This is a genomic window from Nocardioides currus, assembly GCF_003057875.1.
In the GTDB taxonomy this organism is placed as follows: Bacteria; Actinomycetota; Actinomycetes; order Propionibacteriales; family Nocardioidaceae; genus Nocardioides; species Nocardioides currus.
This window is the reverse complement of sequence record NZ_PYXZ01000007.1, coordinates 31,587-53,657: the sequence shown is the minus strand read 5'-3', so window position 1 is coordinate 53,657 and position 22,071 is coordinate 31,587. Positions and strand designations below refer to the sequence as shown.

The following is a 22,071-nucleotide window of genomic DNA, read 5'->3' as shown; positions in this document are numbered from 1 at the left end:
ACGCGTGAGCGACCTGACGAAGAACGCGCCCCGATCCGTCCTCGTCACCGGCGGCAACCGCGGCATCGGCCGCGCGATCGCCGAGGCGTTCCTCGCCAACGGTGACCACGTCGCCGTCACCACGCGGCAGGGCGGGGCGCCCGAGGGCGCGCTCGACGTCCGGTGCGACATCACCGACGCGGCCGCCGTCGACGCCGCGTTCGCCGAGGTCGAGGCCGCCCACGGGCCGGTCGAGATCCTCGTCGCCAACGCCGGCATCACCCACGACACCCTGATCCTGCGGATGTCGGAGGAGGACTGGTCCTCGGTGATCGACACCAACCTCACCGGCTCCTTCCGGCTCGCCAAGCGCGCGGCCAAGGGGATGCTGCGCCTCAAGCGCGGCCGGATCATCTTCATCTCCTCGGTCGTGGGGCTGCTCGGCTCGGCGGGGCAGGTCAACTACGCCGCGTCGAAGGCCGGCCTGGTCGGTATGGCGCGCTCGCTGGCCCGAGAGCTGGGCTCGCGCTCGATCACGACCAACGTCGTGGCTCCCGGCTTCGTCGAGACCGACATGACGGGCGTGCTCACCGACGAGCAGAAGCAGACGATCAAGGCGCAGGTGCCCCTCGGGCGCTACGCAGCGACGGACGAGATCGCCTCGGCCGTGACCTGGTTGGCCTCCGACGGGGCGGCCTACGTGACTGGAGCCGTCATCCCGGTTGACGGCGGACTCGGAATGGGGCACTGACATGGGACTTCTCGACGGCAAGCGCATCCTCGTGGCCGGCGTGACGATGGACTCCTCCATCGGCTTCGCGACGGCCAAGGTCGCCCAGGAGCAGGGCGCCACCGTGCTGATCTCCAACTTCGGCCGTGCCCTCGGCATCACCCGCCGGATCGCCAAGCGCCTTCCCGCCGAGGCGCCCGTGCTCGAGCTCGACGTCACCGACGAGGACCACCTCGCCGGGCTGGCCGACCAGGTGCGCGAGCACGTCGACGGACTCGACGGCGTGGTGCACTCCATCGCCTACGGCAACCCCGAGACCCTGCTCGGCGGCAAGTTCATGGAGGGGCCGTGGGCCGACGTGGCGCAGGCGGTGCAGGTCTCGGCGTACAGCCTGAAGTCACTCGCCGTGGCGACCCGTCCGCTGCTGTCCGAGGGCAGCTCGATCGTCGGCCTGACCTTCGACGCGACCACGGCGTGGCCGGCGTACGACTGGATGGGCGTGGCCAAGGCCGGGCTCGAGTCGACCTCGCGCTACCTCGCGCGTGACCTCGGCCCCAGCGGCATCCGCTGCAACCTCGTCTCGGCAGGTCCGCTCAAGACCCTCGCGGCCAAGGCGATCCCCGGCTTCGAGGACCTCGAGTCGGCGTGGAAGGACCGCGCCCCGCTCGGTTGGGACGAGAGCGACCACACGCCGACGGCCAAGGCCGTCTGTGCCCTGCTGAGCGACTTCTTCCCCGCCACCACGGGCGAGATCGTGCACGTCGACGGCGGCTTCCACGCGATGGGCCTCTGAGACAGCCACCCACCGGGCCAGACGATAGGTTGCCGAGGTGACCTCGCTCGTCGAACTGCGCGTCCTCGAAGGCCCCAACCTCTACTTCCCCCGGGCCGCCATCAAGCTCACCCTCGACATCACCACGATCGCCGAGGCGTCGGACGAGACCGTGCTGCGCTTCGCCCGCCGCATCGGCCTGCGCACCACCCGGCCCGGCGCCCCCGGCAGCGGTTTCCGCCAGCGGTTCGCGATGCGGGCGGTGGAGCGCCTCGTGCGGGCGATCGCCGTCGAGTCGGGGACCCGGCGGCTGGCCGTGCGGGTCCGGCCCACCTCCGATGCCAACCAGCTGGTCGTGGCCTTCCCGTGGCGCAACCGCGGCCGCGCCCAGGCCCTCGGCAACGCCGTGGCCCACGCGCTCGACGCGCTGCCCACCCCCGACGTCGAGGGTGCGGTCAGCGAGGCCGCCGAGCAGGTCGCAGCGGCCGAGCCCGGCACCCGGCCGACGACGATCACGCCCAGGATCCCGGTCGTCGCCGTCACCGGCACCAACGGCAAGACCACGACCAGCCGGATGATCGCCCACATCGCCCGGGGCGACGGCAGGCTCGTCGGCTGGTCCAACACCGACGGCATCTACATCGACGGCGAGCTCGTCGAGGGCGGCGACTACTCCGGCCCGAGCGGCGCCGGTCGCGTGCTGGCCCACCCGCAGGTGCAGCTCGCCGTGACCGAGACCGCCCGCGGCGGCATCCTCCTCAAGGGGATCGGCCTCACGCGCAACGACGTCTCCGTCGTCACCAACGTCACCGCCGACCACCTCGGGCTCCAGGGGATCGACACCGTCGACCAGCTCGCCGAGGTGAAGTCGGTCGTCCCGCGGATCACCCGCAAGGAGGGCTGGGCCGTCCTCAACGGCGACGACCCGCGGGTGCTGGCCATGACCGCGATCATCAGGGCGCAGCCGTGGGTCTTCTCGCGCGATCCCGACTCGCCCGCCATCCGCGACGTGATGAACGCCGGCGGCCGCGCCACGACGGTGATCGACGGCTGGCTGACCGTGCTCAAGCCGGGGGCCGACCCGCTGCCGCTGGTGGAGCTCGTCGACGTCCCGATGACGCTGGCCGGCCTCAGCCGCTTCAACATCGAGAACGCCCTCGCCGCCGCGTCGGCCTCGCTGGCCATCGGGATCGACGTCGAGACCGTCGTCGCTGGCCTGCGGTCGTTCCTGCCCGACGCGGAGCACAACCCGGGCCGGATGAACTTCTTCTCGCTCCCCGGCGACGTCACCGCGGTGATGGACCTCGCCCACAACGAGGCCGGGCTGGAGGCCCTGCTCGAGATCATGGAGGGCGTACGCCGCCCCGGGGCCCGCCTGCTGCTCGGGCTCGGCGCCGTGGGCGACCGCACCGACGAGCTGATCGACGCCTTGGGCGAGATCGGCGCGAAGGGCAGCGACGTGCTCGCCATCGGCCACAAGGAGCGCTACCTCCGCAACCGGACCATGGACGAGATCGACCAGCTGCTGCGCGCCGGTGCCGCCCGGGTCGGGGTCACGGACATCGAGACATACACGACCGAGGTCGAGTGCCTTGCGGCGCTCGTCGGCCAGGCCCGGGCCGGCGACGTGGTCGGGCTCATGTGCCACGCCGAGCGGCAGGCGGCGTACGACTGGATCAGCGAGCACGGCGGGACGCCCGACGGCGCCGACGAGCTCGCGGCGAAGGTGCGCGCCGCCTCGAGCTGACCGGTCACCGCGTCGCGAGCGGCACCAGAAGGCGGTGCGGCACCCGCAGGGCACGGGACACGAGGTCGTCACGCAGCGTGGGGTCGGCCCCCGGGCCCGGCCGCGTCTCGACATCGCCGGCGCGGGGCGAGGCGTCGCAGCCGTCGCAGCGGCCGTCCCGTCCGAGGGTCCCGCACCCGACGTGGTGGAAGGTACGGCGGGGGAGACCCGGGGTGGTGCGGTGGTCGCCCCACTGGGCGAGCACGAGCAGGACCGGCCACAGGTCGAGGGCGTCGGCGGTCAGCTCGTACTCCGGGTGGCCGTCACCGACCCGCCGCAGCAGCCGCTGCTCGACGAGGGCGTCGAGGCGGGCGGACAGCACGGCCCGCGACACGTCGAGGTGGGCCTGGAAGTCGGAGAAGCGGCGCACCCCGAGGAAGCAGTCGCGCAGGATCAGCAGCGTCCAGCGCTCGCCCACGAGCTCGAGCGATCGCGCGATGCCGCAGTCCTGGCGTGGATAGTCGGTTCCGAGGGGCACGACGCCATGATAGCGTGATTTGGTCTGTTCACCGAACCAAAGGACCTGCCGTGTCGCCGCGTCGCACCCTCGCCATCGCCTCGCTGGGCACTGTCACGGTGCTCGTGGCCTTCACGTCGCCGCTGGCCAACATCAACCAGACGGTGGCCGGTCTCGGTGCGGGACACCGCGGCGCGACCTGGATCCTGAGCTCGATGAGCATCGGGCTCGGCGCGTTCCTGCTCACGGCCGGGCGGCTGGCCGACGACTACGGCCGGCGGCGCTGGTTCGTGATCGGCTCACTCGTCCTCGGCCTCGCGACGCTCCTCGGCGCGCTGTCGCACGACGCGACGACGTTCGTCGCGTCCCGCATCGTCGCCGGTGCGGGTGGCGCAGCCGTGATCGCAGCCGGCTTGGGCATGATCGCCGCAGCCCACCCCGACCCGGGCGAGCGCGGCCGCGCGACCGGAGTCTGGGGCGCCAGCATCGGCGCCGGCATCGCGATCGGCCCCCTGCTGGGCAACTACCTGGGCTCCCTCCACTCGTGGCGCGACGTCTACGTGCTGATCGGCGTCGCCGGCCTCGCCCTCGCGGCGGCGGCACGCGGCTGCCCGGAGTCGCGCAGCGCCGAGCGGGCACGCCTCGACGTCCCGGGAGTGGTCCTGATCGCGACGGGGACCGCGTCGGTCCTGGCGGGCCTGACCGAGGGCCGCGGCGGGTGGGGTCGCCCGGTGACCGTGCTGCTCCTGGTGGTCGGGGTGCTCCTGCTCGTCGCCTTCGTCGTGGTCGAGCGTCGGTCGACCCACCCGATGCTCGCCCTCGGCCTCTTCGCCCGTCCGGCGTTCCGGGCGGTCAACGTCGCCGGTCTGGCGACGGGCGCCGGCATCATCGCGCTGATGTCCTACGTCTCGGGCTTCGTCGGCTCCGCGCTCGGGATCTCGGCCACGACGGCCGCCTGGCTGATGCTGGCGTGGTCGGCACCCAGCGTGGTGACCGCGGTCGCCGCGCGCCGCCTCCCGGCGCACTGGAGCGGTCGCGGCCAGATGGCCGTCGCCCTGGCGGTCGTGGGTCTCGGCCAGCTGCTCGTCCTCGGTGTCGACACGGGCAGCGGCGCCGCTCGCTTCGTGCCCGGACTGCTCCTGGCCGGCGTCGCCACGGGCGTCCTCAACGCGGCGATGGGCCGCGAGAGCGTCGCCAGCGTGCCGCCCGGCCAGGCGGGCCTGGGCAGCGGCGCCAACAACACGGCCCGCTACCTCGGCTCCGCGCTGGGCGTCACCGTCGTCTCGGTCGTCGCCGCGCCCAGTGGCGCGATCACGGCGGCGGGCCTGGTCGACGGCTGGCACCGGGCCGTCGTGGTGACGGCCCTCGTCTCGCTCGTCGGGGCCGCCGGGGTCGCGCTCCTCGGGGAGCGGGTCGTCCGGCCGGGCTCCGAGCGCGCCGAGACGGTGCGCGCGGACTCGGGCTGAGGGTTCGGACGTCGCGGCCGGTTCCGCTCCGACCGTGGGAAGGCCGGGCGGCTCAGGTGTCGCCGCGGTCGACCTGCTCGCCGGGGGCACCGATGTCGAGGTCGCCCTCGACGATCATCGCGAGCATCCCGGTGGCCGAGCGGGTCTCGTGTGCCTCGCCGGGTTCCCACACCGCCGCCTCCCCGACTCCGATGGTGCGTACGACGTCCTCGTGACCGCAGACCTGTGCCTCACCGGAGAGTACGACCAGCAGCTGGCGCCCCACCGCGGGGTGCCGCCCGATCACCCCGCCCGGGGCGAGGGTGACGGCGACGAGGTGGGCGTCGGCGCTCAGGCCGAAGGCGCCCACGGTGAAGCCCGTGCTGTGGTGCGCGTCGACGGTACGCCGCGGCAGGTCGGCGAGGGTGAGGATCCGCACTCAGGAGTCTGCGGGTGCGGAGAAGTCGGGGTCGGCGAGCGGCAGGTCCTCGTTGACGCCGGAGCCGGCCTGGGCCTGCGAGGACCAGTTCTCCAGCTCGCTCATGACCTCGCCGTGCTTGTCGACACAGACCACGAGCAGGTCGCCGCGGTTGGCGCGGTTCATGGCGTGGCGTACGGCGTCGATCTCGACGAGCACCGTCTCGACCTGCTTGCAGCGAGCGCCCTCGGCGATCGCCGCGCGTACGCCCTCGACGACCAGTCCGGCGACCTCGCCGCGCTCACGACCGCGCAGCGCGACGTCCTCGCGCACGATGCAGACGTCGAAGTGCTGGGCAGCGATGTGGCCGAGCTCGCGCATGTCCTCGTCACGACGGTCGCCGGCGGTGGCGATGATGCCGATCCGCGAGGGACGGGCCAGGTCGTGCGACGACTCGAGGGACTCGCCGACGCGGTCGACGAAGTCGCCGAGCATCCTCATGCCGGGCGCGTTGTGGCAGTAGTCGACGATGACGTTGACGCCGTTGACCTCGACCTCGTTGAGGCGTCCGGGGGAGAGGTAGTAGTTGGTCGAGAACGTGCGCAGGCCCTGCCGGATGTCGTGGAGCGGGGCCCCGGCGGCGAAGGCGGCAGCGGCCGCGGCCAGCGTGTTCTGGACGTTCATCCGGGCGCGGCCGCCGAAGGTGGCGGGCAGCAGGTGGGTGAACGCCAGCTGCATCTCGCGCCGGCCGTGCTTGACCACGATCATCTCGCCGCGCTCGGAGGGATTGAGCACGAGCGCCTTGCCGCCGCGGCGGCAGTGGGCGTCGATCATCTCGCGGGCCTCGCTGCCGGGCTCCTCCATCGAGAACCACACGACCTGGCCCGAGCACTTGCGGCGCATCTCGCGCACCAGCGGGTCGTCGGCGTTGAGCACGGCGTGGCCGTCGCGAGGCACGGCCTCGACGATGACGGCCTTGACGTCCGCGAGCTGCTCGACGGTGTCGATGCCGCGCAGGCCGAGGTGGTCGGGCTGCACGTTGAGCACCACGGCGACGTCGTTGCGCTCGTAGCCGAGGCCCTCGCGCAGGATGCCGCCGCGGGCGACCTCGAAGACCGCCATGTCGACGCGGGGGTTCTGCAGGACCATCCGCGCGGACCGCGGACCGGAGGCGTCGGCCCGGATGATCAGCCGCTCGTCGATCACGACGCCGTCGGTCGAGGTCATGCCGACCTTGCGGCCGAGGCCCTTGAAGATGTGCGCGATCATCCGGCTGGTCGTCGTCTTGCCGTTGGTGCCGGTGACGGCCACGATCGGGATCCGCGAGGTGGCGCCCGGCGGGAAGAGCATGTCGACGACCGGCTTGGCGATGAACTGCGGCTCGCCGATGGTCGGGTGGGTGTGCATCCGGAAGCCGGGCGCGGCGTTGACCTCGCAGATCGCGCCGCCCGCCTCGCGGACGGGCTCGGTGATGTCGGGGCAGATGAAGTCGATGCCGGCGATGTCGAGGCCGACCATGCGGGCGGCCTCCTCGGCGATCTCGATGTTCTCCGGGTGGGCCTCGAAGGTGCGGTCGATGGAGATGCCACCGGTCGACATGTTGCCGGTCAGCGCGAGCTTGACCATCTCGCCCTCCGCGGGGACCGACTCCAGGCTGTGGCCCTGGCCGGCGAGCACCTCGAGCGCCGCGGCGTCGACCTTGATCCGGGTCAGCACCTTCTCGTGCCCCACACCACGACGCGGGTCGGCATTGGTGAGGTCGACGAGCTGCTCGACGGTCGAGGTGCCGTCGCCGGTGACGCTGGCCGGCACCCGCTCGGCGATCGCGACCATCCGGCCGTCGATGATCAGGCAGCGGTAGTCCTTGCCGGTCACGAACGACTCGACGATCACCACGCCGCGGCGCGACTGCTCGGCCGCGATCGGGAACGCGTTGCGCACGTCCTCCTCGGAGCGCAGGTCCAGGCACACGCCGCGCCCGTGGTTGCCGTCGAGCGGCTTGACGACGACGGGGTAGCCGATCCGGTCGGCGACCTGGACGGCGCCGTCCGCCGTACGCACCGAACCCTGCTTGGGGACGGGCAGCCCGGCCGCGCCGAGGAGCTTGGTGGTGAGGTCCTTGTCGGAGGCGATGTCGACGGCGATGGACGAGGTCTCGGACGTCATCGTCGCGCGGATGCGCTTGGCGTGGACACCCTGGCCGAGCTGGACGAGGGAGTACTGGTTGAGGCGGATCCACGGGATGTCGCGCGAGACCGCCTCGTCGACGATCGCCTGGGTCGACGGGCCGAAGGCGGTGCGCTCGGCGCGACGGATGAAGGCGTCGCGCTCGGCCTCCCACTCGAAGTCGGGGTCGCCCTCGACGAGGTGGTTGACGAGTCGGATCGCGAGCTTGCCGGCCTCGATGCCGACCTGCTCGTCGACGTAGCCGTAGACGATGTTGTAGCGGCCCTTGTGGCCCTTGACCATCCGGGTCTTGCCGCGACGGATGTCGTGCCCGACGACCTGCTGGAGCGCGAGCGCGACGTGCTCGGCGACGTGACCGAGCCAGGTGCCCTCGTTGAGCCGCTCGACGAACCCGCCCCGGCGACCGCGGGAGCAGGAGTGCTCACGCAGGCCGGGGAGCATGGCGATCAGCTCCTCGGTGAAGCCCGGCAGCGTGTTGGTGGGGAACTCCTCGAGCGAGCCGAGGTCGACGACGAGGTGGATCGACTTGTCGTACGACCACACGTTCGCGCCGCGGTAGACCCGCGTCTCGACGATCGTCAGGTCGGGAGTCGGACGCTCACTCATGCCATGCCTCCATCGCTTGCCGGGGTCTCATCGGGGGTCACGCGGCGCCGGTTGCGGGCGAGCCGCCGGCGCAGGTTGGTGGGGGACACGTCGCTGGCGGCGATGTCCCGGGCGAGCTGGCGCAGGTCGCGCCCGGCCTCCGCGATCTCGGCGGCCTCGGTGTCGTCGACCTCGTGGGCCTGGGGCACCAGGGTGCGGGTGGTGAGGTCGTACGCCGAGCCCGCCGGCAGCACGTGCAGCATCACGCCGCTCGCGAGCAGGGGGGCCGAGCGGCGCGCCTCGTGGGCGTTGGAGACCATGCGGGCCGGGTCGAAGATCGTGACCGACCCGCGCCCGGTCACACGCAGCACCTCGTGCCCGTCGACGTCCTCGACCACCGCGGCGGTGTCCTCGTCGACGCCGATGCCCAGCAGCTGCGGGCTCTGCGCCACGATCATCAGCAGCCGGCCGTAGCGGTTGCGCTGGTCGAAGTGCTGGTCGATCACGGTCGAGGAGACCAGCCCGAGCCCGGCCGCGACCTGCGTCATGCGCTGCTTGGGGGTGGCCCCGCCGACGCCGAACGCGACCATGTGCGAGGACTGGATGCTCGCGCCCGCGGAGGTGCCGGCCACGACCGCGCCGCGCTCGTGCGCGTCGATGATGGCCTCCCCGAACGGGGTGCCGCAGATCGCGCCCGACAGCTTGAGCTGGTTGCCGCCGGTCATGAAGATGCCGGTGGCCTTCTCCAGCAGCTCGACCAGACCGGGGTCGTGGGCGTCCTCGCGGCTCTCGGGACGGGCCGTCGTGACCTCCGCGGCACCGAGCTTGGTGAACAGCGCCTCGTAGACCTCGACGATCTCCGGGCCGAGCGACGAGGCGGTCGGGATCACCACGATCCGGGCGTCGTGGCCGCCGCTCGCGACGACGAAGTCCTTGAGGATGGTGCGCTTGCGGAGCTTGTCCTCGGCACCGCCGATGATCATCAGTGGTCCGCGGGTGGGGGCTGAGGGCATGGGAGGCAGGCTAGCGTGACGCCACACCCGGCCGTGGGGTGACAGGGGTTGGCGGGTGCTGCCACAGTGGCCGCGTGCCGTCCCTCAACCCCGCCTCGCGCGAGCGCGTCCTCGTGCTGCTGCGCCATGCCCGCGCGGAGTCGTGGGGCGAGACCGACCACGACCGCCACCTCGCCGACGAGGGCCGCGCCGACGCCGGCGCAGCGGGCCGCTGGCTCGCCGAGCAGGGACTCGTCCCCGACCACGCCCTCGTCTCGAGCGCGACGCGCACGCAGGAGACCTGGCAGTCACTGGCCGAGGCCGCCGGCTGGAGCCTGGAGCCACAGCTCGACGACGGCCTCTACTCGGCCGGCCCCGACACGGTGCTCGACCTGGTCCGCGGCACGTCGTCCGAGGCCCGCACGCTGGTGGTGATCGGGCACAACCCGACCGTCGCCTACCTCGCCCAGATGCTCGACGACGGCGACGGTGACCCGACGGCCGCCGCCGACATGGTGATGGGCTACCCGACCTGCGCCCTCACGGTGCTCACCTTCGACGGCGACTGGTCCGCGCTCGACCTGGCGTCGGCGACCGTGACGGCCTTCCACGTGGGGCGCGCCTGACCTCCGCGGGCTCCGAGGCGCTCGCGACCCGGCTCCGGGCGGCGGGGTGCGTCTTCGCCGAGGACGAGGCGGGGCTGCTCGTCGACAGCGGCGCGACGGGCGACGCCCTCGAGGCGCTGGTACGGCGACGGGTGGCCGGCGAGCCGCTGGAGACGGTCCTCGGCTGGGTGGAGTTCGCCGGGATGCGCCTCACGGTGCGACCCGGTGTCTTCGTCCCGCGTCGGCGGACCGAGCTGCTGGCGCGCGTCGCCGCGTCACGATGCGCGCCGGGCTCGGTGTTCCTCGAGCTGTGCTGCGGGGTCGCGCCGGTCGGGGCACTCGTCCACGCCGGCGAGGTGCACCTCGCCGACCTCGACCCGGCTGCCCTGGCGTGCGCACGGGTCAACGCGCCCGACGCGCACGTCCACCTCTCCGACCTGTACGCCGCACTGCCGGCCGACCTGCGCGGGCGCGTCGACGTCGTGGCGGCCAACGCGCCGTACGTCCCGAGTGACGCGATCGCCCTGATGCCGCCCGAGGCCCGCGACCACGAGCGGCGGATGGCGCTCGACGGCGGTCCGGACGGGGTGGACCTGCACCGGCGGATCGCCGCCGGAGCGCGTGATTGGCTGGCTCCGGCCGGCGTGCTCGTCATCGAGACGTCACCGCACCAGGCGCCGCTCACCGTCGCGGCGATGTCCGATGCGGGGTTGGCGACCGAGGTCGTCGTCGACGACTCCGTCGCCGGCTGCGTGGTGGTCGGGCTCGGCTGATCCGGGGCCGGTCCTCAGACCGGGGGAGCGGGGGTGAGGAAGCCGGCGTCCGCGTCGGCCGCCTCGATCTCCTCGCGCGTGATGCCGAGGAGGTACATGATCGTGTCGAGGTAGGGCACGTTGACCGCGGCGTCGGCGGCGTCGCGCACGACGGCCTTGGCGTTGTAGGCGATGCCGAGCCCGGCGGCGTTGAGCATGTCGAGGTCGTTGGCGCCGTCGCCGATCGCGATGGTCGCCTCCTCCGAGACGCCGATGTCGGCCGCGAACTCACGCAGCGCGCGGGCCTTGGCGGCGCGGTCCACGACGTCGCCGACGACCCGGCCGGTGAGCCGGCCGTCCACGATCTCGAGCTCGTTGGCGCGCGAGTAGTGGATGCCCAGGTCGGCGGCCAGCCGGTCGGTGATCTGGCTGAAGCCGCCCGAGACGATGGCGAACCGGTAGCCGAGTCGGCGCAGGATCCGCACCAGCGTGCGGGCCCCCGGGGCGAGGTCGATCCCCTCGTAGACCTCGTCGAGGGCGGTCGCGGGCACGCCCGCGAGCAGCGCCACCCTTGAGCGCAGCGACTCCTCGAAGTCGAGCTCGCCCGCCATCGCGCGGGCGGTCACCTCCGCGACCTCCGCCTCGCAGCCGGCGTGGGCGGCGAGCATCTCGATGACCTCGCCCTGGATCAGGGTGGAGTCGACGTCCATCACGATCAGGCGCAGCGACCGGCGCAGCAGGTTGGCCGGCTGCACCGCGATGTCGACACCCTGCACGGCCGCCTCGGCGGCGAGCAACGGACGCAGCACCTCCGGCTCGACCCCGGAGATGGCGAGGTCGATGGCCGTCACGGGATAGCGGGCCATGCGCTCGATCCGGTCGATGTTGGCGCCCGAGTCGGCGATGCGCCCGGCGATCGCCGCCATCGCGGACGCCTTGAGCGGAGCACCGATGACGGTCACGTGCGAGCGCCCGAATCGCCGGGGCTTGTTGTCGCCCTGCCCGCGCTCGACCTCGACCTGCATGTCCAGCGCCGCGGCGGTCTGCTCGACCGCGGTGCGCAGCCTCTTCCAGTCGCGGGGAGCGGTGACGAGGACGCCGAGCACGAGGCGGCGGCGCAGCACGATCTGCTCGATGTCGAGCACCTCGACCCCGGCCGCGGCGAACGTCGAGAACAGCGCCGACGTCACCCCGGGGCGGTCCTTGCCCGTGACGGTGATCAGGAGGGTCTTCGGGATCTCGTCGATGTCGCTCATCTCGGGCACGAGCCTAGGCGCCCGCGGGCGGGCGCGACGCCGACGTCCACGTCCGGTGGGTGGGCGCTGTCGGTGGTCGGGCCTAGCGTCGGTCCATGGACCAGACACACCACGTCATCGACTACATCGAGATCAACGTCACGGACCTCGCGGCCTCGCGGGAGTTCTACGCCGACGCCTTCGGGTGGGAGTTCAACGACTACGGCGGGGAGTACGCCGGCATCAAGGCGCCATCGGGCGACGGGGAGCTCGGCGGCCTCAACCCGGGCCGGCCGGCAGGTCCGGGCGGACCCCTCGTGCTGCTCTTCTCCGACGACCTCGACGCCTCCGTCGCGGCGGTGGAGGCGGCGGGCGGCTCGATCACGGAGGTGCCCTACGAGTTCCCGGGCGGGCGGCGGTTCCACTTCGCCGACCCGAGCGGCAACGAGCTGGGGGTGTGGTCGACCAGGTGAGCCGTCGCTCGTGATCAGGGCTCCGGCCACACCTCGGGGGAGCAGGCCGCCACCAGCGCGCGCCGGCTCGCACGCTCCAGCGGCTGGAGCGCCGCGCGCCGGGCCTCGATCTCGTACGACGACACGGCACCACCGTCGTCCTCGAGGGCGAGCTCCGTGATGGCCCAGCCCTGGAGCCCGCGGGCCGCGAGGTCGGCGCACCGGGCGGGCGTGCCGAGGGGCGGCTCGAGCGCCGGGCGGTGGCCGAGGTTCATCAGCCGGTCCGCGACATCGGGCCGCCACCGGGCGACGTCGAGGTCGGCCAGCTGCCGGGCCGAGGTCAGGAGCGCCTCGCGCAGCATCCGGTCGGCCTCGCCGACGTCGGGCAGCTGCCGCCGGGCGGCCTGGTGGACCCGCCAGTGGCACACCTCGCCGACGACCTCCGGCACGAGCGCCCAGGTGCCGACGACCACGGCCTCGCCCGACTCGATGGCGGCGTCGTTGAGGTCGCGCGGGCCGCCGAGCCCGAGCAGGTCGCCCTCGACGGGGAGCGCCAGCCCGGCTCCGGTGGCGCCTGAGCGTCGCGCCTCGAGGAGCACCTCGAGCATCGCCGTACCCCCCGGGAGCCCGTCGACGAGGTGGGCGAGGTCGCCGTCGGTGACGGCGTCGAGGACGTGGTCGGTGACCTCGGCACCGCGCAGCCAGGCGGTCATCCACCAGGCCAGTCGGGCCGACAGCGGGAGTTCGGGGGACACGGCCGATGAGAATACGACGACCTCCGACCACCCCTGCGAGCGCTGGATAGGGTGGCGCGCATGAGCGCCGTGATCGAGTTCGCCGACCTCACGGTGCGCAGGGGCGGCGCCACCCTGCTCGACGAGGTGAACTGGTCCGTCGAGGAGGACGAGCGCTGGGTGATCCTCGGCCCCAACGGCGCCGGCAAGACGACCCTGCTCCAGGTCGCATCCGCACAGATCCACCCGACCTCGGGTGTCGCCGGGATCCTGGGCGAGGTGCTCGGCACCGTCGACGTCTTCGACCTGCGCCCCCGGATCGGGTTGACCAGCGCCGCGCTGGCCGACCTGATCCCGCGCGGTGAGCTGGTCCGCGACGTCGTCGTCTCGGCGTCCTACGGCATCCTCGGGCGCTGGCGCGAGCACTACGACGAGCTCGACCACGACCGGGCCGCCGGTTTGCTGACCGAGGTCGGGGCCGTGCACCTGACCGAGCGCACCTTCGGCACCCTCAGCGAGGGCGAGCGCAAGCGCGTGCAGATCGCCCGTGCGCTGATGACCGACCCCGAGATGCTTCTCCTCGACGAGCCGGCCGCCGGTCTGGACCTCGGCGGGCGCGAGGACCTCGTCTCCACGCTGTCGGTGATCGCGCTCGACCCGGACTCCCCGGCGACGGTGCTGGTCTCGCACCACGTCGAGGAGATCCCGCCCGGTTTCACCCACGCGCTGCTGCTGCGCTCGGGTCGCGTGGTGGCCGCCGGTCCGCTCGAGCGCGTCGTCACCGCCGACACGCTCTCGGAGACCTTCGGGATGCCGATGCAGCTGAGCGAGGAGGACGGTCGGTATGCGGCCCGCCGCCGCACCCGCCACGTCGCCGACTAGCACCGCGGGTTGCACCGCGGATTTGCACCGAGGACCCAGTCCCCACGCGGGGGTTGGTGGCACCGGTGCCGACGAGGACCCACCGGATAGGGTCGGGGCATGGAGTGGTTCCGCGAGCACGCCTGGGAGACCTGGCTGGGGCTGAGCATCGTGCTGGGGGTGGCTGAGCTGTTCAGCCTCGACCTGGTGCTGATCATGCTCGCCGCCGGTGCCCTCGTCGGCATGATCGCGGCCGTCCTGGACCTCCACGTCGCCATCCAGATCCTCGCCGCGTCGGCCGCCTCCGTGGCCGCGCTCGCCATGGTGCGCCCGTCGGTGGTCAAGCGCTTCCACTCCGGCCCGGAGCTGTCGCTCGGCCACGGGAAGCTGATCGGCCGGCAGGGCGTCGTCACCGAGGAGATCTCCGGCCTGGCAGCCGGCCGGATCAAGCTCGCCGGCGAGTTCTGGACCGCGGAGCCGTACGACGACACCACCAGCATCGCGCCCGGCGAGACCGTCGAGGTGCTGGAGATCCGCGGTGCGACGGCCGTCGTGCACCCCGTCGCCCGGCTCGAGTCCTGATCCACGAATCCACGTCCCACCGGCCCGACCCACGAAGGAGTCGTCCATGGAGATCGCCCTGATCCTGCTGGCGCTGCTGGTCCTGTTCGTCATCGTCCTGCTCGCCAAGACGGTGCGGATCGTGCCGCAGGCGCGCGCCGGCATCGTCGAGCGGTTCGGCAAGTACAAGGGCACCCTGCCCGCCGGCCTCAACATCGTCGTGCCGTTCATCGACCGCCTGCGCTACCTCATCGACCTGCGTGAGCAGGTCGTCTCGTTCCCGCCGCAGCCGGTGATCACCGAGGACAACCTCGTGGTGTCGATCGACACGGTCATCTACTTCCAGGTCACCGACCCGATCGCCGCGACCTACGAGATCGCCAACTACATCCAGGCCATCGAGCAGCTCACGATGACCACGCTGCGCAACATCGTCGGCGGCATGGACCTCGAGGAGACGCTGACGAGCCGCGACTCCATCAACTCCGGCCTGCGCGGCGTCCTCGACGAGGCCACCGGCAAGTGGGGCATCCGCGTCAACCGCGTCGAGCTCAAGGGCATCGACCCGCCGCCCTCCATCAAGGACTCGATGGAGAAGCAGATGCGCGCCGACCGTGAGAAGCGCGCCGTCATCCTCACCGCCGAGGGCCAGCGGCAGGCCGCGATCCTCACGGCCGAGGGCTCGAAGCAGTCGCAGATCCTCAACGCCGAGGGTGACCGGGAGTCGCAGATCCTGCGCGCCCAGGCCGACCGCGAGGCCTCGATCCTGCGTGCCCAGGGTGAGGGCCAGGCCATCCAGACCGTCTTCCAGGCCATCCACGACGGCCAGCCCGACCAGTCGCTGCTGGCCTACCAGTACCTCCAGATGATGCCCAAGATCGCCGAGGGCAGCGCCAACAAGGTGTGGGTGATCCCCTCCGAGATCACCAAGGCGATGGAGGGCCTCGGGTCCTCGATCCACGAGATCGCCGGCATCCCGAAGGACGCGACGCCGCGCACCCGCGTCGACATGGGCCCCTCGGAGGCGCAGCTGCCGAAGCCCTCGGGCTCGGGCACGAGCAAGGTCGTCGAGGAGGCCATCGCCGCCGCCGAGTCGGCCAGCCAGACGCCGACGTCCGCCGCCAAGGCCGAGCCGGCCGCCGTCGACGCTCCGGTCGAGCCTGCCCCGCCGGTCGACCCGACCGCCGGTGGCGCCATCACCCCGGAGCCTCCCGCGGAGTGAGCCTGCTCGAGGCCGTGCTGGTCGCCCTCGCGGGGGTGGCCGCCGGCACCATCAACACCGTGGTGGGGTCGGGAACGCTGATCACGTTCCCGACCCTGCTGGCGTTCGGCGTCCCACCGGTCACCGCCAACGTGTCCAACACGATCGGCCTGGTGCCGGGGTCGGTGACCGGCGCCGTCGGCTACCGCCGCGAGCTCTCCGGGCAGCGCGGCCGCGTGCTGCGCCTCGCCAGCGCGTCCGCTCTCGGCGGCCTGGTGGGCGGCCTGATGCTGCTGTGGCAGCCGGGCGCCTTCGAGGTGGTCGTGCCCGCCCTGATCCTCCTCGGGCTGGTGCTCGTGGTCGCCGGGCCACGTATCTCCGCGTGGGTCGCGCGCCGGCACGAGTCGACGGGCGGCCTGCCCGCCAACGGCGCCTGGTGGGTCTGGCCGCTGATGTTCGCGTGCGGGGTGTACGGCGGTTACTTCGGCGCCGCGCAGGGCGTGCTGATGATGGCGGTGCTCGGCATCGGCCTGGACGAGACGCTCCAGCGCCTCAACGGGCTCAAGAACGTCCTGGCCGCCCTGGTCAACGGGGTCTCGGGCCTGCTGTTCGCCATCGTCGCCGACGTGGACTGGCTCATCGTCGCGCTGATCGGTTCCGGCGCGATCGTCGGCGGGCTGCTCGGTGCCTCGATCGGGCGACGGCTGCCGGCGCCGGTGCTGCGCGGCTTCATCGTGGCGGTCGGCCTGGTCGCCCTGGTCGCGCTGCTGCGCTGACGACACCGGCAGGCACCGCGACCAAGGCAGGCAACTGTGTGGCTGGGGTGTCACCTGATGACACCGAAACCACACAGTCCGGGTCGCTCGATCGGCCTTGCGGCCTGCTGGGTGACGGGGGCGATGCTCGCAGCGGAACCCATCGCGGACCTCTACGGTGGAACTGTGCTCGTTCAGCTCTCTGGTGTCCCGGGGTCAGGCAAGTCAACGCTCGCATACGAGATTGCCAACACAGCCGACTACGTCGTGGTCAACACCGACGTCCTGAAGAGCTGTCTCCTCGGGAGCGGAGTGCCCATGTCGGACGCCGGCGGCGCCAGCTATGCGGTGGCACTGGGTCTTTCGAGCGATCTCGTCGCGCAGGGTAGGAGCGTGATCCTCGACTCGCCCTGCCGCTACCGTGAACTGCTCGACGGTGGCGAGTCGATTGCTGAGGCTGCCGGGATCCGATACGCCTTCATCGAGCTCTGGGCGCCGGACGTCTCGGTCCTCCTCACGCGACTGGACGAGCGTGAGCCCAGGATCTCGCAGGTGGCGTCAGCGACGGCCCCGGTGCCGGGGACGGCGTGGGAGTTCGGCACCGCGGAAGCGACTCTCAGTGAGTGGCAGGAGCAACTGCTCCGCCCCGACGGCGACTGGATCCGCTTGAACGCGACACACCCGAGAGAGGCCAACCTCGAGCGTGCCCTGGAGTACCTCGAGCATCGTCGTCCATGAACCTGCGGGCCTCCGGATGCGTGCCACCTACTCGACGTACGCCGTGAGCCAGCGGTCGACCTCGGCGTACACCCGCGGGCGCACCTCCGGGACCGACAGCACCATGTCGTGCCGGGCGCCGTCGACGGCGATGCTGGTGACGTGGCGGCCCAGCGAGCTCGCCCAGCGCCGGATCTGCGTGACGTCGAGCACCAGGTCGGCGCTGTCGACCGCACCGGGCGTCGCGGCGGTCCCGGAGACCTTCGAGGAGAGCACCAGGACCGGGGCGGGGACGTCGATGCCGCGGTGGACCCGGTCGTGCCCGCGACGGATGGCCCGCAGCCAGCCGGCGTGGACCGGCCACGACTCGAGCGGCTTCCAGTCGAGGTTGTAGTCGAACTCGCCACCCCCGGAGACGTGCAGCGCCCGGCCGTAGGTGGTGTCGACCCGCCGCGGGATCGTCCGCCGTGGCTGGCGGGCGCCGAGCTGGTCGAGCGCGGCCCGGGTGGCCGGGTTGCGCAGCCAGCCCGCACCCTGCAGGTCGAGCCACGGCGAGTTGAGGACCATGGCCGTCAGCTCGGTGGGCTGCTGGTCGTGGGCCCACAGCGGCATCGTCAGGCCGCCGGTCGAGTGGGCCGAGATCACCACCGCGTCGTGGCCGTCGCGCTCGGTGATGCGCTGCCATGCGGCATCGATCTCGGGGTAGTACTCCGCGAGGTCCTCGACGAAGTTGGGAGTCTGGTGCGGCAGGATCGAGCGGCCGTACTTGCGCAGGTCGAGGGCGTAGAAGGTGTAGCCGCGCTCGGTCCACCACTCGGCGTACTCGCGCTGGAAGAAGTAGTCGGCGAAGCCGTGGACGTGCAGCACCGCGCGCCCACGGCGCTTGCGCGTCGGCTTGCGCACCAGCGTGGCCACGACCGGGCCCTCGGCGTCGTCGGGCAGCTCGATGGTCTCGCGGGTGTAGGGGCGACCGAGGACGTCGGTCGTGGCGGCACCGGGCATGGGCGGAACGCTAACGCGTGGTGCCGGTGCGTGGACGTCACGGTCAGGTGACGAACTCCTCGATTGTCACTCGGGGCCCCGTCCTCGCGCTCTACCCTTCCGAGGTGTTGCACGTCCTCGGGCCTTCCCTGCGTCGCCTCTCGGCGCACTTCCACGAGCGCGTGGAGAACTGGCGGACGGGCTCGCGCAGCAGCCAGGTCTACGTCCTGTGCGTGCTGCTCGTCGCGGCCACTGCCTGCTTCGTGGCCGCGTGGGTCGCCTTCGACGTGACCCCGTCGGCGGTGTGGTTCGTGCTGCTCCTGCTGGGGGTGCTCGTGCTCCGGTCCGTGCCGCTGGCCCTGCTGTCGTGCGCGCTGCTGGTGGGGGCCACCGCGGTCGCGGTCCACGACGGGGCGTACGGCGGCCGGGTGGTCACGTCCCTCGTCCTGCTCGCCCTCTGCGTGCTGCTCGTGGTGCAGCAGTCCACCCAGCAGCGCTCAGGCCTGCCGGCAGCGCTCAGCGAGCCGATGCTCGCGCAGCTGCGCGACCGGCTCCAGGCGCAGGGCCGCGTGCCGACGCTGCCGTCGCCGTGGCGCTCGCAGTCGGCCATGCTCACCTCGCACGGCTCCCGCTACGCCGGTGACTTCCTGGTCGCGGACCTGCGCCAGGACCGTGAGCTCGAGATGGTGCTCGTCGACGTCTGCGGCAAGGGTGTCACCGTCGGACCGCAGGCGCTGCAGTTCGCCGGCGCCCTCGGGGGACTGGTGGGCGCGCTCCCGCCCGACGCGCTGATGCGAGCCGCCAACACCTTCCTGCTCCGGCAGGACTCCGACGAGTCCTTCGCGACCGCCGTGCACCTGCTGGTCGACCTCACCAGCGGCGACTACACGATCACCAGTGCGGGGCACCCGCCCGTGCTCCACTGGGCGGCCGAGCTCGCGCAGTGGGACGTCGACAACGCGCGCGGCACGGCGCTCGGCGTGGTCCCCGACCCCGAGCTGCACGCGAGCACGGGCACCCTCGCGCCCGGCGAGGCGTTGATGTTCTACACCGACGGCGTGATCGAGACCCGGGGACGCGACCTCGACGACGGCATCACCTGGCTGCGTGACGTGGCCACCCACCGCGTGCTCACCCGTGGCTTCGACGGCGTGGCCCGCAGCATCCTGCGCGACGTGCCCCGCGGCGACGACGACCGCGCGGTGCTCGTCCTCGAGCGCATCAGCCGCTGACCCGGGCCGGCGGCTGCCTCAGGCCCGGTCTCCCGACTGGTAGAGCTGCCGGATGACGTCCTCGATGTCGGGTTCCTGGATCGAGAGGTCAGCCAGGTCGTACGCCGCGGCGATGGCGCCGACGATCGGTGCCGCGCTCGCGTCGGCCGGGAACGACAGCCACTGCCGAGGTCCCTCGACCCGCCGCACGGTCGCGCCCGGCACGCTGATCGGGTCGGCCTCGTCGACCAGGTCGACCACGAGCGTGCGCGTGGAGCCGCCCTGGGCGTGCAGTCCGGCGAGCGGGCCGTCGAAGACCGCGGTGCCGTGGTCGATGACGATCACCCGGTCGCAGAGCGCCTCGATGTCCTGGAGGTCGTGGGTGGTGAGCACCAGCGTCGTGCCGCGCTCGGCGTTGAGGGCGCGCAGGAACTCCCGCAGACGGCCCTTCGACACGACGTCGAGGCCGATCGTCGGCTCGTCGAGGTAGAGGATCTCGGGGTCGTGCAGCAGCGCCGCCGTGATGTCACCGCGCATCCGCTGGCCCAGGGAGAGCTGGCGGACGGGGGTGTCGAGCTGGTCGCCGAGGTCGAGCAGCTCGACGAACCGGTCGAGGTTGGCGCGGTAGCGGTCGGTCGGGATGCGGTACATCTTCTGGAGCAGGTCGAAGGAGTCCTGCAGCGGGAGGTCCCACCACAGGGTCGTCCGTTGGCCGAAGACGACGCCGATGCGGCGCGCGAGCTCGACCCGGTTGCGTTGCGGCTCGAGGCCCGCGACGCGCAGGTGCCCGCCGGTCGGCTCGAGGATCCCGGTCAGCATCTTGATGGTCGTCGACTTCCCGGCGCCGTTCGGGCCGATGTAGCCGATCATCTCGCCGGCCCCGACGCTGAAGGTGAGGTCGTGGACCGCACGCACGCTCTCGCGCACGCGCCGCCGGCTCCCGTCGACCCGGCGGCGTACGTCGAAGGTGCGCTCGAGGTCGACGACGTCGATCAGGGGTGGTGCGGTCATGGGGTCAGCTCCCGGTGGAGGTGTAGCGGCGCACCCCGGTGCGCCAGACGAGCAGGGCGGCGGCGACCACGACGGCGGCGGCCAGGGGCGAGCAGAACTGCAACCACTCGGGAAGTCCGAACGGGTCGGACCGGCCGAGCAGGTAGAGGCAGGGATACCAGTTGACGAAGGCGATGGGCAGCACGATCGTCAGGGCGATCGCCAGCTCGCGGGGGAAGACGGTGAGGGGATACTGCGTGAGCGTGTTGCCGCCGTACGTGAACGCGTTGGCGAACTCGCTGGCGTCGGTCGTCCAGAACTGGACGCAGCTGAAGAGCACGAACAGCCCGAAGAACAGCGCGCTCGCGCTCAGGACCATCACCGCGGCGACCAGCACGCGCGAGAGCGTCCAGTCGACGACGGGGAGCGCCCACACCAGCACCGCCGTCGCCTGCGTGATGCGGCCGAGGCGCCGCAGCGTGAAGCGGTCGGCGCACACCTGCACGAGCAGCGGGACCGGCTTGGTGAGCATCTGGTCGAGGCGGCCGGTGCGGACGAACTCGCCGATGCGCTCGACGCTGCCGATCAGGGTGTCGGCGACGCCGATGCCGATCCCCGTGGCGCCGTACAGCAGGGCGATCTCGCGCAGCCCGAAGCCACCGAGGGAGTCGATGCTGGAGAACATGATCGCGATCCCGACGAAGTCGAGCGCGTTGATGAGCATGCTGCCGACCACGAGCATCGCGAACGACGTTGGGTAGGACACCTCGGCGCGGATCCACAGCCACGCGAGGTCGCGGTAGCGGGCCACCGGGTGCAGGACCTCAGCCACCCTGGACCACCACCTTCCGGGTCGCCAGCGCCAGCACCAGGCGGCAGCAGCCGAGCAGCACCGCGGCCCACATCACCTGGAACGCGAGCGCGCCGAGCAGGTCGGCGCCGGTGTGGCGCCCCAGCCAGATGTCGTTGGGGACCTGGATCATCGCGGCCCACGGCAGCGACTCGGCCAGCGTGCCCAGCCAGCCCGGGAAGAGCACCAGCGGGAGCGCCATGCCGCTGAAGAAGATCGCCAGCGCTCCGCTCAGGGTGCGGGCCCCGGTCGCGTCGAGCAGCCAGAACGCCGTGCACGCCACCAGGAACCGCAGGCCGAAGCTGACCACCACCGCGAGCGGGATGCTGAGCAGGAACCCAGCGGCGGCAGCGGGGGAGTCCGGCAGCGAGATGTGGAAGAGCAGCACGCCGATCACGGTCGGCGCCAGGCCACGGGTGACGAAGTGGTACGCCGCACGGCCGAGGTCGGCCGCGAGGTACCACCCCACCAGCCCGACGGGTCGGTAGAGGTCGATGGCGACGTCGCCGGTGCGGACCCGCTCGGCGAGGTCGTCGGTGGTGCCGCCTCCCCACAGCGCGACGGTCATCAGCAGGGCCTGCCCGAGCCACACGTAGGTCACGGCGTCGGACGAGTCGTAGCCGCCGGCCGAGGGGTTGGCGCGCCAGAGCGCGATGTAGGCGAAGGAGTAGATGATCCCGAACACCGAGTTGGTGAAGATCCCCGCCAGCGTCGCCGCCCGGTAGGTCGAGTAGCGACGGAAGGCCCGCGTCGCGACGGCGACGTACAGCATGGAACCCCCCGGGACTGGCGCGACCCAGGATCCTCTCACACCT

The 22,071-nt window shown here is 72.2% G+C and carries 23 protein-coding genes; 13 read left to right on the top strand and 10 right to left on the bottom strand.

What is annotated here, in order from left to right; translation table 11 throughout:
* Positions 1 to 13: 13 nt before the first annotated feature.
* Genes fabG through C7S10_RS15480 form a run of 3 tightly spaced genes read left to right on the top strand, consistent with a single transcriptional unit; the run spans position 14 to position 3,228 of the window.
* On the top strand, positions 14 to 730 hold the full coding sequence (fabG, locus tag C7S10_RS15490) for a 3-oxoacyl-ACP reductase FabG (protein WP_108345571.1): 717 nt from the start codon (positions 14 to 16) through the stop codon (positions 728 to 730).
* A 1-nt stretch (position 731) separates the two neighbouring features.
* Positions 732 to 1,502, top strand: a complete 771-nt coding sequence (fabI, locus tag C7S10_RS15485) for an enoyl-ACP reductase FabI (RefSeq protein WP_108345351.1) — start codon at positions 732 to 734, stop codon at positions 1,500 to 1,502.
* 37 nt (positions 1,503 to 1,539) lie between these two features.
* Positions 1,540 to 3,228: a Mur ligase family protein gene (locus C7S10_RS15480; protein ID WP_108345350.1), complete on the top strand. Its 1,689-nt coding sequence runs from the start codon at positions 1,540 to 1,542 to the stop codon at positions 3,226 to 3,228.
* A gap of 4 nt (positions 3,229 to 3,232) precedes the next feature.
* Here C7S10_RS15480 and C7S10_RS15475 read toward each other — a convergent pair whose 3' ends face one another.
* A complete protein-coding gene (locus C7S10_RS15475; RefSeq protein ID WP_108345349.1) occupies positions 3,233 to 3,745 on the bottom strand; it encodes a winged helix-turn-helix transcriptional regulator in 513 nt (170 codons plus the stop codon).
* Positions 3,746 to 3,795: 50 nt separating this feature from the next.
* Between C7S10_RS15475 and C7S10_RS15470 the strand changes: the two genes are divergently transcribed.
* Positions 3,796 to 5,190, top strand: a complete 1,395-nt coding sequence (locus tag C7S10_RS15470; RefSeq protein ID WP_207769404.1) for an MFS transporter — start codon at positions 3,796 to 3,798, stop codon at positions 5,188 to 5,190.
* Between the two features lie 52 nt (positions 5,191 to 5,242).
* Here C7S10_RS15470 and C7S10_RS15465 read toward each other — a convergent pair whose 3' ends face one another.
* The 3 genes from C7S10_RS15465 to C7S10_RS15455 are packed head-to-tail and all read right to left on the bottom strand — an operon-like array spanning position 5,243 to position 9,372.
* Positions 5,243 to 5,608 (bottom strand): cupin domain-containing protein, encoded by a 366-nt coding sequence (locus C7S10_RS15465; protein ID WP_108345347.1) that lies wholly within the window; start codon positions 5,606 to 5,608, stop codon positions 5,243 to 5,245.
* On the bottom strand, positions 5,609 to 8,380 hold the full coding sequence (gene cphA / locus C7S10_RS15460; protein WP_108345346.1) for a cyanophycin synthetase: 2,772 nt from the start codon (positions 8,378 to 8,380) through the stop codon (positions 5,609 to 5,611). It lies immediately after the preceding gene.
* Positions 8,377 to 9,372: a cyanophycinase gene (locus tag C7S10_RS15455; protein WP_108345345.1), complete on the bottom strand. Its 996-nt coding sequence runs from the start codon at positions 9,370 to 9,372 to the stop codon at positions 8,377 to 8,379. The genes cphA and C7S10_RS15455 overlap by 4 nt, the downstream gene beginning before the upstream one ends.
* A 74-nt stretch (positions 9,373 to 9,446) precedes the next feature.
* On the opposite strand from C7S10_RS15455, the gene C7S10_RS15450 reads away from it, so the two are divergent.
* Together C7S10_RS15450 and C7S10_RS15445 are read left to right on the top strand one after the other, a co-directional pair.
* Positions 9,447 to 9,977, top strand: a complete 531-nt coding sequence (locus tag C7S10_RS15450) for a SixA phosphatase family protein (RefSeq protein ID WP_108345344.1) — start codon at positions 9,447 to 9,449, stop codon at positions 9,975 to 9,977.
* Entirely contained in the window at positions 9,884 to 10,729 is an 846-nt protein-coding gene (locus C7S10_RS15445) for a putative protein N(5)-glutamine methyltransferase (RefSeq protein WP_341476754.1), read from the top strand. The genes C7S10_RS15450 and C7S10_RS15445 overlap by 94 nt, the downstream gene beginning before the upstream one ends.
* A 14-nt stretch (positions 10,730 to 10,743) precedes the next feature.
* On the opposite strand, the gene serB is transcribed toward C7S10_RS15445, so the two are convergent.
* Positions 10,744 to 11,964: a phosphoserine phosphatase SerB gene (serB, locus tag C7S10_RS15440; protein ID WP_108345570.1), complete on the bottom strand. Its 1,221-nt coding sequence runs from the start codon at positions 11,962 to 11,964 to the stop codon at positions 10,744 to 10,746.
* Between the two features lie 95 nt (positions 11,965 to 12,059).
* On the opposite strand from serB, the gene C7S10_RS15435 reads away from it, so the two are divergent.
* The gene (locus tag C7S10_RS15435; RefSeq protein WP_108345342.1) at positions 12,060 to 12,416 is read left to right on the top strand and encodes a VOC family protein; all 357 of its coding nucleotides are present in this window, start codon (positions 12,060 to 12,062) and stop codon (positions 12,414 to 12,416) included.
* Positions 12,417 to 12,430: 14 nt separating this feature from the next.
* Here C7S10_RS15435 and C7S10_RS15430 read toward each other — a convergent pair whose 3' ends face one another.
* On the bottom strand, positions 12,431 to 13,150 hold the full coding sequence (locus C7S10_RS15430; protein ID WP_243395411.1) for a hypothetical protein: 720 nt from the start codon (positions 13,148 to 13,150) through the stop codon (positions 12,431 to 12,433).
* Between the two features lie 60 nt (positions 13,151 to 13,210).
* Here C7S10_RS15430 and C7S10_RS15425 point away from each other — a divergent pair, with 60 nt between their 5' ends.
* The 5 genes from C7S10_RS15425 (at position 13,211) to C7S10_RS15405 (ending at position 17,245) form a co-directional block, all read left to right on the top strand.
* Entirely contained in the window at positions 13,211 to 14,011 is an 801-nt protein-coding gene (locus C7S10_RS15425; RefSeq protein ID WP_108345568.1) for an ABC transporter ATP-binding protein, read from the top strand.
* 99 nt (positions 14,012 to 14,110) lie between these two features.
* Positions 14,111 to 14,572 (top strand): NfeD family protein, encoded by a 462-nt coding sequence (locus C7S10_RS15420; protein WP_108345341.1) that lies wholly within the window; start codon positions 14,111 to 14,113, stop codon positions 14,570 to 14,572.
* Between the two features lie 46 nt (positions 14,573 to 14,618).
* Positions 14,619 to 15,773, top strand: coding sequence for an SPFH domain-containing protein (locus C7S10_RS15415; RefSeq protein WP_108345340.1), 1,155 nt, complete (start codon positions 14,619 to 14,621; stop codon positions 15,771 to 15,773).
* The gene (locus C7S10_RS15410; RefSeq protein ID WP_108345339.1) at positions 15,770 to 16,528 is read left to right on the top strand and encodes a sulfite exporter TauE/SafE family protein; all 759 of its coding nucleotides are present in this window, start codon (positions 15,770 to 15,772) and stop codon (positions 16,526 to 16,528) included. Before C7S10_RS15415 ends, C7S10_RS15410 begins: the two co-directional genes overlap by 4 nt.
* A gap of 165 nt (positions 16,529 to 16,693) precedes the next feature.
* Complete coding sequence (locus C7S10_RS15405; RefSeq protein WP_165807170.1) at positions 16,694 to 17,245, top strand: P-loop nucleotide/nucleoside kinase family protein; 552 nt, start codon at positions 16,694 to 16,696, stop codon at positions 17,243 to 17,245.
* Between the two features lie 27 nt (positions 17,246 to 17,272).
* On the opposite strand, the gene C7S10_RS15400 is transcribed toward C7S10_RS15405, so the two are convergent.
* Complete coding sequence (locus C7S10_RS15400) at positions 17,273 to 18,226, bottom strand: alpha/beta hydrolase (RefSeq protein WP_108345337.1); 954 nt, start codon at positions 18,224 to 18,226, stop codon at positions 17,273 to 17,275.
* 104 nt (positions 18,227 to 18,330) lie between these two features.
* Between C7S10_RS15400 and C7S10_RS15395 the strand changes: the two genes are divergently transcribed.
* Positions 18,331 to 19,437, top strand: a complete 1,107-nt coding sequence (locus tag C7S10_RS15395; RefSeq protein ID WP_133176535.1) for a PP2C family protein-serine/threonine phosphatase — start codon at positions 18,331 to 18,333, stop codon at positions 19,435 to 19,437.
* 18 nt (positions 19,438 to 19,455) lie between these two features.
* On the opposite strand, the gene C7S10_RS15390 is transcribed toward C7S10_RS15395, so the two are convergent.
* From C7S10_RS15390 to C7S10_RS15380, 3 genes are read right to left on the bottom strand one after another with little or no spacing between them, the layout of a single operon-like run.
* Positions 19,456 to 20,427 carry an ABC transporter ATP-binding protein gene (locus tag C7S10_RS15390; protein ID WP_108345335.1) on the bottom strand — a complete coding sequence of 324 codons (972 nt, stop codon included), beginning with the start codon at positions 20,425 to 20,427 and terminating at the stop codon, positions 19,456 to 19,458.
* Between the two features lie 4 nt (positions 20,428 to 20,431).
* Positions 20,432 to 21,238 carry an ABC transporter permease gene (locus C7S10_RS15385; RefSeq protein ID WP_207769403.1) on the bottom strand — a complete coding sequence of 269 codons (807 nt, stop codon included), beginning with the start codon at positions 21,236 to 21,238 and terminating at the stop codon, positions 20,432 to 20,434.
* Positions 21,231 to 22,028 carry an ABC transporter permease gene (locus C7S10_RS15380; protein ID WP_108345334.1) on the bottom strand — a complete coding sequence of 266 codons (798 nt, stop codon included), beginning with the start codon at positions 22,026 to 22,028 and terminating at the stop codon, positions 21,231 to 21,233. The genes C7S10_RS15385 and C7S10_RS15380 overlap by 8 nt, the downstream gene beginning before the upstream one ends.
* Between the last annotated feature and the right edge of the window lie 43 nt (positions 22,029 to 22,071).

Bases quoted from the DNA above. Each gene is read 5' to 3' on its own strand.
- fabI (WP_108345351.1), top strand. From the start codon at position 732: ATGGGACTTCTCGACGGCAAGCGCATCCTCGTGGCCGGCGTGACGATG.
- cphA (WP_108345346.1), bottom strand. From the start codon at position 8,380: ATGAGTGAGCGTCCGACTCCCGACCTGACGATCGTCGAGACGCGGGTC.
- C7S10_RS15455 (WP_108345345.1), bottom strand. From the start codon at position 9,372: ATGCCCTCAGCCCCCACCCGCGGACCACTGATGATCATCGGCGGTGCC.
- serB (WP_108345570.1), bottom strand. From the start codon at position 11,964: ATGAGCGACATCGACGAGATCCCGAAGACCCTCCTGATCACCGTCACG.
- C7S10_RS15435 (WP_108345342.1), top strand. From the start codon at position 12,060: ATGGACCAGACACACCACGTCATCGACTACATCGAGATCAACGTCACG.
- C7S10_RS15425 (WP_108345568.1), top strand. From the start codon at position 13,211: ATGAGCGCCGTGATCGAGTTCGCCGACCTCACGGTGCGCAGGGGCGGC.
- C7S10_RS15420 (WP_108345341.1), top strand. From the start codon at position 14,111: ATGGAGTGGTTCCGCGAGCACGCCTGGGAGACCTGGCTGGGGCTGAGC.
- C7S10_RS15415 (WP_108345340.1), top strand. From the start codon at position 14,619: ATGGAGATCGCCCTGATCCTGCTGGCGCTGCTGGTCCTGTTCGTCATC.
- C7S10_RS15400 (WP_108345337.1), bottom strand. From the start codon at position 18,226: ATGCCCGGTGCCGCCACGACCGACGTCCTCGGTCGCCCCTACACCCGC.
- C7S10_RS15390 (WP_108345335.1), bottom strand. From the start codon at position 20,427: ATGACCGCACCACCCCTGATCGACGTCGTCGACCTCGAGCGCACCTTC.
- C7S10_RS15380 (WP_108345334.1), bottom strand. From the start codon at position 22,028: ATGCTGTACGTCGCCGTCGCGACGCGGGCCTTCCGTCGCTACTCGACC.